Origin of the sequence: Pseudomonas sp. Root569 (assembly GCF_001427465.1) — a bacterium.
GTDB classification, from domain to species: Bacteria; Pseudomonadota; Gammaproteobacteria; order Pseudomonadales; family Pseudomonadaceae; genus Aquipseudomonas; species Aquipseudomonas synxantha.
The window spans coordinates 19,776-31,707 of sequence record NZ_LMGQ01000025.1 but is presented as its reverse complement, the minus strand read 5'-3'; the positions used below and the strand labels follow the sequence as shown (position 1 = coordinate 31,707).

The following is an 11,932-nucleotide window of genomic DNA, read 5'->3' as shown; positions in this document are numbered from 1 at the left end:
GGGCAAGTCCCCTCACGCACTTTGAATTGTAAATACATACAAATGTGGGAGGGGTCTTGCCCCCGATGGCGATGTAACAGTCAGCGCTTTTCTTGCTTGTTGGGCAACGGCGCAAACAACGCCTCAATATCTTCATTGCCCAACTGCCAATCCCCAGTGGTACGCCCATCCAGCACGCCTGCCGCCAAGTCGGACTTCTCCTTCTGCAGGTGCTGGATTTTCTCCTCCACCGTGCCCCGCGCAATCATCTTGTACACAAACACTGGCTTTTCCTGCCCGATGCGATACGCACGGTCGGTGGCCTGGTTTTCCGTGGCCGGGTTCCACCACGGGTCGTAGTGAATCACCGTGTCGGCTTCGGTCAGGTTCAAACCCACGCCACCGGCCTTCAAGCTGATCAAAAAGATCTGCAACTTGCCGCTCTGGAAATCCTTCACCGGTGTACGTCGGTCACGGGTCTGGCCGGTCAGCAATGCGTAGGCAATCCCGCGTTTTTTCAGTTCGATTTCGATCAGGCTCAGCATCGAAGTGAACTGCGAGAACAGCAGAATCCTGCGGCCTTCGGCAAACAGCTCGTCGAGCATGTCCATCAGGCTGTCGAGCTTGCCCGAGCTGCTGCCACGCGCCGGCAGAGTGGCGTCGTTGACCAGACGCAGGTCGCAGCACACTTGTCGCAGTTTGAGCAGCGCTTCAAGGATGATGATCTGGCTGCGGGCCACGCCCTTGCGGGTGATTTCGTCGCGGACTTTTTTATCCATGGCCAGACGCATGGTTTCGTACACGTCGCGCTGGGCCTCGTTGAGGTCGACCCAGTGGATGATCTCAGTCTTGGGTGGCAGTTCGGTCGCCACCTGTTCCTTGGTGCGGCGCAGCAGGAACGGTTTGATCCGACCGTTGAGGTGCTGCAAGCGCACGTCACTGGCGCGTTTTTCAATCGGCACGCGGTAATCACGGTTGAAGCTCTTCACGTCGCCCAGCCAACCCGGCAACAGGAAATGGAACAGCGACCACAGTTCACCCAGGTGGTTTTCCAATGGCGTGCCGCTCAGGCACAGGCGCTGGCGGGCGTTCAGCTCGCGTGCGGCCTGGGCGGCCTTGCTGGACGGGTTCTTGATGTACTGCGCTTCATCCAGGATCAATACATGCAAGGGCAGGGCGGCGAGCGTGTCGATGTCCTTGGGCAGCAGGGCATAAGTGGTCAGCAGCAGGTCGTAGTCGTGCAGGTTGGCGAAGTGTTTCTTGCGCCCTGCGCCGTACAGCGCCTGCACCCGCAGTTGCGGGGTGAAGTGCGCAGCTTCATCGAGCCAGTTCGGAATCAGACTGGTGGGCATCACGACCATGCAGGGCCGATCAAGGCGCCCGGCGATTTTCTCGGTGAGAATATGCGCCAGGGTTTGCAGGGTTTTGCCCAGGCCCATATCGTCCGCGAGAATCCCGCCCACTTCCAGCTGTCGCAGTGACTGCATCCAGCTCAAGCCTTCCAGTTGATAGGGGCGCAAGGTTGCGTTCAGTCCCTCGGGCGCGACGCAGGTGAAGTCCTTGATGTCCCGCAGGCGTTGGGCGAAGTTGCGGATCTTCTCGCCGCCTTCCCATTGCAACGGCAGGTCTTCCAGCGGGTTGAGCCTGATCGCGTCGGCCTTGGCCAGGCGCAACGTCGTGGTGCCGGTTTCCTGCAGGTAGAACTCGCCGAGAGTCGCCAGCACCGGCTTCAAGCGCCCGTAGGGCAGCGCCACTTGCAGCGGGCCGTGGCCGTTGGGCAGCCCGGGAATATTCACCAGGATCAGTTCATCATCGCGGCGCCTTGCGAGTTTTTCCGGATTGAGGATCTCGGTGTGGGAGCGCATCAGGTTCAGCAATATCGGTAGCAGGCTCAACCGTTCGCCATTGACGATGATGCCCAACTCCAGGTCGAACCAGTCACGCTCCGGCGCTTCATCGACGCTGGCGTACCAGTCGTCCACCGGGCTCAGGTCGAAACCGAAGTCTTCATCGATTTGCAGCTCCCAGCCCTCGGCCCGCAGCGTCGGCGATGAGTTGAGCGTGAAGTTCAGCCAGGCGCTGTCATTGACCATCTCGAACAGCTCGCCGGCGCTTTCAGGCAAGGCCTTGCTTTGGCGCGTGGCGATCTTGAAACCCAGCAAGCGCAGTTGTTCGCGACAGGCTTGTTCCTGCTCGGGATGGCGCTTGATTCGCAGGCTCTGGGTGTCCTGGCGCACGATGATATCGGCGTTCTTTTGCCCACTGACGTAATTGCCCAGGTAGTTGAACGACAGTGCCGCACGGTGCTGGATATAGCGCTGCATCTTGCCGTTGCGCGGTTCGAACGCGCTGAACTCGACGCTGGCCAGCCACAGGCGCGGCACGGGCCGCACGTCCTCCATGACCACCTGCGGCAGGACCACGCGGTTATCCAGCACGGCCTGGAGTTTTTCCAGCAGTTGCGCATCTTGGGTTGCCGCCGGGTAGGCCAGGGTTTCCTGAACCTTGAGCAGCACCGCCGCGATGTGTTTGCAGTTGGTGTGCACCGGGCAGGTACAGCGGCTATCCACCAGGATCAGCAGGCCCTTGGCCGACTCACGCAACGAGATGGTTTGCCGATAGACGTTACCGCCGGAGCCTTCGCAACTGGCGGTAATGGTGCTGTCACCGCACTCGACGATACGCACGCGGTTTTCCAGTGCGTAACGCCGCCCGCGCTCCAGGCTCTGCTCTTTGAAGCGATTGGCCCACGAAGGGGCCAGGGGTTTGGTCAGAGGCGAAGTGAGGGGCATGGCGCTGGATCAGTCCTGCATGTCGGGCGGTGGTGCGCTGGGCGGCTTGGCGGTCAGCGAGGTGATCTTGATCAACAACGCCAGGTGGCCGCCGTCCAGGTAATTAAGCTGGTTGTTCTTGGTGCGTACGTCTTTCTGCGCCAGGTGTTCACTGGCGATCACGCTGCCGTTGCCGTCGAACTGGTTGATCCAGAAATCGGCATCGATGTCGGTGAAACGACCCAATTGCAGGCTCAACACACCCTCGATAGGAAACTGGCCGAATTGCTCCTGGCCGTCGGTGATCGCGATCTTTACCGGCTGCTCGCCCAGATTCTGTTCCCAGGCCTTGTGCGCGAGCACGGTGTAGTTGGAGTCGGCGCGCAATTTTTCGACGATGTTGCCCAGGCGCGGCGGGCTCAGCCGCTCGCCCAGGCGCTGGGCGCCGCCGTCCCAGTTTTCCGGGGCGGCGCGGCTGTTGATCACCGGCTCCGCATTCTGGCGCACCAGGATCATTTCCACCTGGTACGGGCTGTCGGCAAATGCCGAAGGCGCGAGTACCACCAACAACAGGCTCAGAATGCGGAACAGGCGCATGGCGGCGTCCTTCAAGGGGATTTCGGAAGGAGGCGCTCAAACAGCGCCTCCAGGGTATTGAAGCGTTCTTCGGCACGTTCCATCGGCACCATGAACTTGAACAGCGTAGCCCCTTCGAACTTGTAGCGGTTGGGCTGGCCCTGGATCAGCTTGATCAGCACCAAGGGGTCTACCGGCGTCTGCGCTTCGAATTCGATACGCCCACCTTGCGGCCCGGCGTCGACCTTCTTGATCCCCAACTGCTCGGCCTGCAACTTGAGCAGGGTCAGGCGCACCAGGTTCTTGGTCGGTTCCGGCAGCAGGCCGAAGCGGTCGATCATTTCCACTTGCAGGTCCTTGAGACCTTCTTCGTCAGTCGCCGAGGCAATGCGCTTGTACAGGATCAGCCGTGCATGCACATCCGGCAGGTAGTCTTCGGGAATCAACGCCGGCAGGCGCAGGTTGATCTCCGGGCCGCCGCCCAGGGGTTGGTCGAGGTTCGGTTGCTCGCCCTTGCGGATGGCTTTCACTGCGCGTTCGAGCATCTCCATATACAGGGTGAAGCCGACTGCCTGGATCTGGCCGCTCTGGCCATCACCGAGCAGTTCGCCGGCGCCACGGATTTCCAGGTCGTTGGTGGCCAATACAAAGCCGGCACCCAGGTCCTGGGTGTTGGCGATCGCTTCCAGGCGCTTTTCCGCATCGGAGGTGATCTGTTGGCGCGGCGGTGTGAGCAGGTAGGCATACGCCTGGTGGTGACTGCGCCCGACGCGCCCGCGCAGCTGGTGCAGCTGGGCCAGGCCGAACTTGTCGGCACGCTCGATGATGATGGTGTTGGCGCTCGGCACGTCGATGCCGGTCTCGATGATGGTCGAGGCGATCAGCACGTTGAAGCGCTTGTGGTAGAAGTCGCTCATCACCTGCTCGAGTTCGCGCTCGCGCATCTGCCCGTGGCCGATGGCGATGCGTGCTTCGGGCACCAGCTCGGCGAGGTCGGCGGCACATTTCTCGATGGTCTTCACATCGTTGTGCAGGTAGTAAACCTGGCCGCCACGCAGCAGTTCGCGCAGCAGTGCTTCCTTGACCGTGCTCTTGTTCTGTTCCATCACAAAGGTGCGCACCGACAGGCGACGCGCCGGCGGCGTAGCGATGATCGACAGGTCGCGCATGCCCGACACCGCCATGTTCAGCGTGCGCGGAATCGGCGTGGCGGTCAGGGTAAGAATGTCGACTTCACTGCGCAGGGCCTTGAGCTGTTCTTTCTGACGCACACCGAAGCGGTGTTCTTCGTCGATGATTACCAGGCCCAGATTCTTGATCTTCACATCGTCCGACAGCAGTTTGTGGGTGCCGATGACGATATCGATCTTGCCCTCGGCCAAATCGGCGATGGCGGCGTTTACTTCCTTGGCGGACTTGAAGCGGCTCATCACCTCCACGGTCACCGGCCAGTCGGCAAAGCGGTCGCGGAAGCTGTTGTAGTGCTGCTGGGCGAGCAGGGTAGTGGGCACCAGGATCGCCACTTGCTTGCCGCCGTGTACCGCAATGAAGGCTGCGCGCATGGCCACTTCGGTTTTGCCGAAGCCCACGTCGCCACACACCAGGCGGTCCATCGGCTTGGGCGCGAGCATGTCGGCGCGCACCGCTTCGATGGTGGTCTGCTGGTCCGGGGTTTCTTCGAAGGCGAAGCCGGCGCTGAAGGTGGCGTAGTCGGCTTTCGGGTCGGCGAAGGCATAGCCTTCGCGGGCCGCGCGGCGGGCATAGATGTCGAGCAACTCGGCAGCCACGTCGCGCACCTGTTCGGCAGCCTTGCGCTTGGCTTTCTGCCAGGTCTCGGAGCCCAGGCGGTGCAGCGGTGCCAGGGCGTCGTCGCTGCCGGTGTAGCGGGCGATCAGGTGCAGGCTGGCCACCGGCACGTAGAGCTTGGCGCCTTCGGCGTATTCCATGGTGAGGAATTCGGCGGCCTGGTTGTCGATCTCCAGGGTCTGCAAGCCCAGGTAGCGACCGACGCCGTGGTCGATATGCACCACCGGCGCGCCTTCGCGCAGTTCGGTGAGGTTCTTGATCACCGCATCATTGTTGGCGTCTGCGCGCTTCTCACGGCGACGGCGCTGCATCACACGCTGGCCGAACAGCGGGCTTTCGGCGATCAAGGCAAGGGCCGGGTCGTCCAGCAACAAGCCCTCGTCCAACGGCGCGATGGTGATCGCCAGGCGCTCTTTGCTATTTACAAAATCCGGCCAGCTGTCGACCGTCTTCGGCCGCAGTTTCAGGCGTTCCAATAGCTCCAACAGCACTTCGCGGCGCCCGGCGGACTCGGCGGTGAAGAGCACGCGACCGGGGAAGTCGCCAAGGAAATTGGACAGCGCTTCCAGCGGCTGGGTTGCCTTGGCCTGGATCGCCAGGTCCGGCAGCATCCCCGCCGGGAAGCGCTCACGGCCACTGCCGGCGTCCACATCCTGCTGGCTGGCAACTACACGCGGCCAGTTTTTCAGACGGGCGAAGCAGTCTTCCACCGGCAGGAACAGTTCTGCGGGCGGCAATAAAGGCCGAGACGGATCGACGCGGCGCTCTTCGTAGCGGTTGCGCACATCGTTCCAGAAGTTTTCCGCCGCCTGCTCGATGCCCGGCAACGAGAACACCTGGGTGTCCTGGGGCAGGTAATCGAAGAGGGTGGAGGTTTCGTCGAAAAACAACGGCAGGTAGTACTCGATACCGGCCGGGGTAATCCCGCTGCTCAGGTCCTGGAAGATCGGGCAGCGGCGGAAGTCCACGTCAAAGCGTTCACGAAAGCGCGCCTTGAAGCGGGTGACCGCGTCTTTTTGCAGCGGGAACTCCCGCGCCGGCAGCAGCTTGATCGAGTCGACCTTGTCGATGGAGCGCTGGTTTTCCGGATCGAAGGTGCGCAAGGTCTCGATTTCGTCATCGAACAGGTCGATGCGATACGGCAACTTACTGCCCATCGGGAACAGGTCGATCAGGGCGCCGCGCACTGCGAACTCACCGTGCTCGTACACCGTGTCGACGCAGCGGTAGCCGCTGGCTTCCAGGCGCGTGCGCATCTGTTCTACGTCGAGCTTCTGGCCGATATCCAGCACCAGACTGCTGCCGAGCAGGAACTTGGTCGGCGCCAGGCGATGCAGGGCCGTGGTGATCGGCACCACCAGCACGCCGTGGGCCAGTTCCGGTAGGCGGTACAGGCTGGCGATGCGCTGGGAGATGATGTCCTGGTGCGGCGAGAACAGGTCGTAGGGCAGGGTTTCCCAGTCGGGAAAATGCAGCACCGGCAAATCCGGGGCGAAGAAGCTCAGCTCCTGCTCCAACCGTTCGGCACTTTGGCTGTCGGCGGTAAGCAGCAGGGTAAAGCGCTTGGCTGCGCTGGCAGCCTCGGCTATGGCCAGGCTCAGGGCGGCACCGGGCAGGTTGCCCCAGTGCTGTTTACCTGCCGCGGCAGGGAGAAGCGGTAGACGCAGAACGGGCACGGAAGGTTGAGCTCCAAGCGTTGCGACAAAGTCGGTAATTGTAACGGCCCGAGGTGCCGCCTGTCAGTTGCTGACTGTGCCTATTACGGTTTGTAGGAAATGTAGTGGCTAAGACAAACAATGCCGGGTTTTGACTCAATATGTAGTGCCAAAAAGCGCGAATGTTTAGGAGTGTTACGGACAAGTCGGCCCGCCCGCTCAACTAGTGGCCTTCTGGAACCCGCGTATTTCCTGGGCTGTAGCGCGGTAGTATTTTTTTGCAAGGGCTTTTTGTTGCCCCTCGCGCATTGCTCATCGTGCAGTCGGGCGACATAATGTAGCCCCTTTTTTCAGCCCCTACATGTGGAAGGTTCCCGTGACTCAGAAGCCCGACCAGTGTCTTGGTGAATGGATCGACCGTGAAGCACTCGCAGAAGCGATGATTCCGCTTATCGGCCAGCTGTACCGCAATAACAATGTGGTGAGCTCGATCTATGGCCGCAGCCTGATCAACCAGTCTGTCATCGCGATTCTCAAGGCGCACCGCTTTGCGCGCCATCGCTCCGCCGACGACAGCGAACTCTCCGTCCACGAAACATTCCCACTGCTCAAGGCCATGAGCGAGCTCAAGCTCGGCGCGGCCTCGGTAGACCTGGGCAAGCTGGCCTACAAGTTCCGCAAGGAAGGCGCCGGCCGTAGCGCCGAGCAGTTCGTGCGTGAAGAAATGGCCGATGTGGTTGGCCAGCAAAACGCCGCACCTCGCAAGGGCACCGACGTGGTGCTGTACGGCTTCGGGCGTATCGGCCGCCTACTGGCGCGCATCCTGATCGAGAAAACCGGTGGCGGCGACGGCCTGCGCCTGCGTGCCATCGTGGTGCGCAAAGGCGCCGAGAATGACCTGACCAAACGCGCCAGCCTGCTGCGTCGCGATTCGGTACATGGTTCGTTCAACGGCACCATCACCATCGATGAAGAAAACAACACCATCACTGCCAACGGTAACCTGATTCAGGTGATCTACGCTAAGAACCCGACTGAGGTGGATTACACCCAGTACGGCATCCAGGACGCCCTGCTGGTGGACAACACCGGTGTATGGCGTGATGCCGAGGGCCTGGGCCAGCACCTGGCTTGCCCGGGTATCGACCGCGTTGTGCTGACCGCGCCTGGCAAAGGCAAGCTCAAGAACATCGTGCACGGTATCAACCACGCTGAAATCACCGCTGACGACAAGATAGTGTCCGCCGCTTCCTGCACCACCAACGCCATCGTGCCGGTGCTCAAAGCTGTGAATGACAAGTTCGGTATCGTTAACGGCCACGTTGAAACCGTTCACTCCTACACCAACGACCAGAACCTGATCGACAACTTCCACAAGGGCGATCGCCGTGGTCGCAGCGCCGCGTTGAACATGGTGATCACCGAGACCGGTGCTGCCACCGCTGCTGCCAAGGCCCTGCCTGAGCTGGCCGGCAAGCTGACCGGTAACGCGATCCGCGTGCCGACGCCGAACGTGTCGATGGCCATTCTCAACCTCAACCTTGAGAAAGCCGCCACCCGCGAAGAGATGAACGAGTACCTGCGCTACATGGCGCTGCACTCCGATCTGCACAAGCAAATCGACTTCGTCAATTCCCAGGAAGTGGTCTCCACCGACTTCGTTGGTTCGCGCCACGCCGGTGTGGTGGACGCTGAAGCGACCATCACCCAGGACAACCGCGTTGTGCTGTACGTATGGTACGACAACGAGTTCGGCTACAGCTGCCAGGTGGTTCGCGTGATGGAAGACATGGCTGGGGTCAACCCGCCTGCGTTTCCGCGCTAAGCCTTAGCGCTGAATGAAAACGCCCCGACTTATTCGGGGCGTTTTTGTGTCTGGCATATGTGGACCTGTAGAAGCGAGCTTGCTCGCGAAAACCATCAACGAAGACGCAGCGCTTCTGGTTTAACGCGTGGTACTCAGGTTTTTCGCGAGCAAGCTCGCTCCTACAGTGGAGGGTGTGTATCAGTGATTGAGGAGCTCGTCGCTTAAACTATCGGAGAAAAAAATAGTTGTCGCATACTGGCTCATCCTGAATTCGGCGCTGATTTGCGTCCTGTAGTATGGCAACACTGGCCTACGACGCGACCAAGGGTTAATGTTCGCCGCGCTCGGCCTTCTATAGACTGTGCCCCGGTTCACACACTTGAGCCAAATTGTCCTTCATGACCGCTGGCCGCGGCATGATTTAGCCCGGCGTCCAACCGTACGCCTGGCCTGTTCTGAGGAGTACGCATGGCTGTCTACAACTATGACGTGGTGGTACTGGGTTCCGGCCCAGCTGGAGAAGGTGCGGCGATGAACGCTGCCAAAGCAGGGCGCAAGGTGGCGATGGTCGATAGCCGTCGCCAGGTCGGCGGCAACTGCACCCACCTGGGTACCATCCCGTCCAAGGCGTTGCGTCACTCCGTGCGCCAGATCATGCAGTTCAACACCAACCCGATGTTCCGGGCCATTGGCGAGCCACGTTGGTTCTCGTTCCCGGACGTATTGAAAAGCGCCGAAAAAGTCATCTCCAAGCAAGTCGCCTCGCGCACCGGCTATTACGCCCGTAACCGCGTCGACCTGTTCTTCGGCACCGGCAGCTTCGCCGACGAGCAAACCGTCGAAGTGGTCTGCGCCAATGGCGTGGTCGAGAAACTGGTGGCCAAGCACATCATCATTGCCACCGGTTCGCGCCCGTATCGCCCGGCGGACATCGATTTCCACCACCCGCGTATCTACGATAGCGACACCATCCTCAGCCTGGGCCACACCCCGCGCAAACTGATCATCTATGGCGCCGGCGTGATCGGCTGTGAATACGCATCGATCTTCAGTGGCCTGGGTGTGTTGGTGGAGCTGGTAGACAACCGTGACCAGTTGCTCAGCTTCCTCGATTCGGAAATTTCCCAGGCGTTGAGCTACCACTTCAGCAACAACAACATCACCGTGCGTCACAACGAGGAGTACGAGCGGGTCGAAGGCCTGGACAACGGGGTGATCCTGCACCTCAAGTCCGGCAAGAAGATCAAGGCCGACGCCTTGCTGTGGTGCAACGGCCGTACCGGCAACACCGACAAGCTGGGCATGGAAAACATCGGGGTCAAGGTCAACAGCCGGGGCCAGATCGAGGTGGACGAGAACTACCGCACGTGCGTGACCAACATCTACGGCGCCGGTGACGTGATCGGCTGGCCGAGCCTGGCCAGCGCCGCCCATGACCAGGGCCGTTCGGCCGCCGGCAGCATCGTCGACAATGGCAGCTGGCGCTACGTGAACGATGTGCCGACCGGGATCTACACGATTCCCGAGATCAGCTCCATCGGCAAGAACGAGCACGAACTGACCAAGGCCAAGGTGCCTTACGAAGTCGGCAAGGCGTTCTTCAAGAGCATGGCACGTGCGCAGATCGCCGGTGAGCCGCAAGGCATGCTGAAGATTCTGTTCCACCGTGAAACCCTGGAGGTCCTCGGCGTGCATTGCTTCGGCTACCAGGCGTCGGAGATCGTGCACATCGGCCAGGCGATCATGAGCCAGCCGGGTGATCTCAACACCCTCAAGTATTTCGTCAACACCACGTTCAACTACCCGACAATGGCCGAAGCCTATCGGGTGGCCGCCTACGACGGCCTCAACCGGCTTTTTTGAGCGGCTCCGGCCGGTGGCCTGAGCCGGCCGGGGAGACCGATTTCAGTAATTCCCGAGGGTGGCAGTGGCCAAACCGGGAAAGTCTGTAATCAGGCTATCTACGCCGAAGTCGGCGAGCCTGCGCATCAGCGCGGGTTCGTTGACTGTCCACACGGACACGTGCAGGCCCTGGCGCTGGGCTTTTTCCAGCCGCTCAGGGGTGCACAGCGTCCAGTTCAACGCCAAATATTCACAGCCATAGTTCTGCGCGACCTTCAACGGGTCGAGCCAGGCATATTCGGCGACCAGGCCACGTGACAGGTCCGGGGTGAGTTCGACCGCCGCCTTGAGCACTTCCCGCGAGCTTGACGTCACGGTGACCTTGTCCATCAGGCCAAAACGCACGGCCATTTCACGGATTGCCAGCACGGTGGTGGCAGCACGGGTGCGCGAGGCGCTTTTGACTTCCAGTTGCCAGTGATCGAAGTCGCACTTTTCGAACAGCTCCTCCAACCGCGGGATCGGGCACGGGGTGACCCAGCCCGGGCCGCCTTTGCGTGCGTCCATTTTCACCAGGTCGGCCGCCGAGTACTCGACGACTTTGCCGCGCCGGTCGGCGGTGCGCTTGAGGGTCGGGTCGTGGATGACCATCAGCTCGCCGTCCATGGACAGGTGCAAATCCAGTTCGCAACGGCGCACGCCGTGCTTGAGGCACTCCTGAAAGCTGGTCAGGGTGTTTTCCGGTGCTTCGCCTTTGGCACCGCGGTGGCCGTAGATCAGGGTCACAGTTGCTCCTTTGCGCCAGGTGAGCTGGCGGGGTCATACGAATTCAGGTGTCTTGGGCGTCGCTTTGTTCCCGTGCCAGGCGCCGTTCCTGCGCCTGCTTCTGCAGGATATAGCGCGCCAGCAACTGGCGTTGGGCATCGGTCATGGATTCGAATTCCGTGCCCACATCAAAGCTGTCGCCCTTGGGGTCGCAATGGGTCACCCGCGCGCGCAGCAACAGGCCGAGCGCCTGGGGCATCAGCACCAGCTTGACCGCCAGGTGGGTGTCGGGTGCCAGCGGGGTAGGGTGCTGGAAGTCGATGCCGCCCTCGGAAAGGATCACCGGTTGCGGCGCGCCTACTTCATTGAGCAGGCCGCGGGCCATGACCTGGCTGAGCAGGTCCAGGCGTTTGTTCTGCACCTTGAGGAACGCCGCCAGGCTGCGGTCTTTCTCGCTGATCTGGCGCAGCAGGTGCTGGGCTTCGAATTCGCTCAGGTGCAGTTCGCTGAGCAGGTTGAACAGCGGCGAATCATCCAGCAACACTTCCTTGCTCGCCGCTTCGGGGCCAGACAATGTGCTGATTTGAAGTGCGATCATGTCGTCGATACGGTAGTATTCGCGGCGCTCTTCTTCATCTAATGTCGACATGGCGAACCCCAGGTTACGGTAATGGTCTGAGTGTAAAGCTGCTTACCAGACCCCGCCACCGGGACGTCTTCTTTTCCTCCGA

7 protein-coding genes are annotated in these 11,932 nt (G+C 61.1%); 2 read left to right on the top strand and 5 right to left on the bottom strand.

Annotated elements, in window-relative coordinates:
- Nucleotides 1-80: 80 nt before the first annotated feature.
- The 3 genes from ASD70_RS20475 to mfd are packed head-to-tail and all read right to left on the bottom strand — an operon-like array spanning nt 81 to nt 6,808.
- Nucleotides 81-2,771, bottom strand: coding sequence for a DEAD/DEAH box helicase (locus ASD70_RS20475; protein ID WP_056847307.1), 2,691 nt, complete (start codon nt 2,769-2,771; stop codon nt 81-83).
- Between the two features lie 9 nt (nt 2,772-2,780).
- The gene (locus ASD70_RS20470; protein ID WP_046071500.1) at nt 2,781-3,347 is read right to left on the bottom strand and encodes a CsiV family protein; all 567 of its coding nucleotides are present in this window, start codon (nt 3,345-3,347) and stop codon (nt 2,781-2,783) included.
- Between the two features lie 11 nt (nt 3,348-3,358).
- Entirely contained in the window at nt 3,359-6,808 is a 3,450-nt protein-coding gene (mfd, locus tag ASD70_RS20465; RefSeq protein ID WP_056847306.1) for a transcription-repair coupling factor, read from the bottom strand.
- Between the two features lie 340 nt (nt 6,809-7,148).
- Here mfd and ASD70_RS20460 point away from each other — a divergent pair, with 340 nt between their 5' ends.
- Both ASD70_RS20460 and sthA read left to right on the top strand, forming a co-directional pair.
- Nucleotides 7,149-8,612, top strand: a complete 1,464-nt coding sequence (locus tag ASD70_RS20460) for a glyceraldehyde-3-phosphate dehydrogenase (RefSeq protein ID WP_043047491.1) — start codon at nt 7,149-7,151, stop codon at nt 8,610-8,612.
- A gap of 450 nt (nt 8,613-9,062) precedes the next feature.
- Nucleotides 9,063-10,457 carry a Si-specific NAD(P)(+) transhydrogenase gene (gene sthA, locus ASD70_RS20455; protein WP_056847305.1) on the top strand — a complete coding sequence of 465 codons (1,395 nt, stop codon included), beginning with the start codon at nt 9,063-9,065 and terminating at the stop codon, nt 10,455-10,457.
- A gap of 42 nt (nt 10,458-10,499) precedes the next feature.
- Here sthA and ASD70_RS20450 read toward each other — a convergent pair whose 3' ends face one another.
- On the bottom strand, nt 10,500-11,222 hold the full coding sequence (locus ASD70_RS20450; RefSeq protein ID WP_046071503.1) for a glycerophosphodiester phosphodiesterase: 723 nt from the start codon (nt 11,220-11,222) through the stop codon (nt 10,500-10,502).
- A 43-nt stretch (nt 11,223-11,265) separates the two neighbouring features.
- The gene (locus tag ASD70_RS20445; protein WP_046071504.1) at nt 11,266-11,850 is read right to left on the bottom strand and encodes a PilZ domain-containing protein; all 585 of its coding nucleotides are present in this window, start codon (nt 11,848-11,850) and stop codon (nt 11,266-11,268) included.
- Nucleotides 11,851-11,932: the final 82 nt, after the last annotated feature.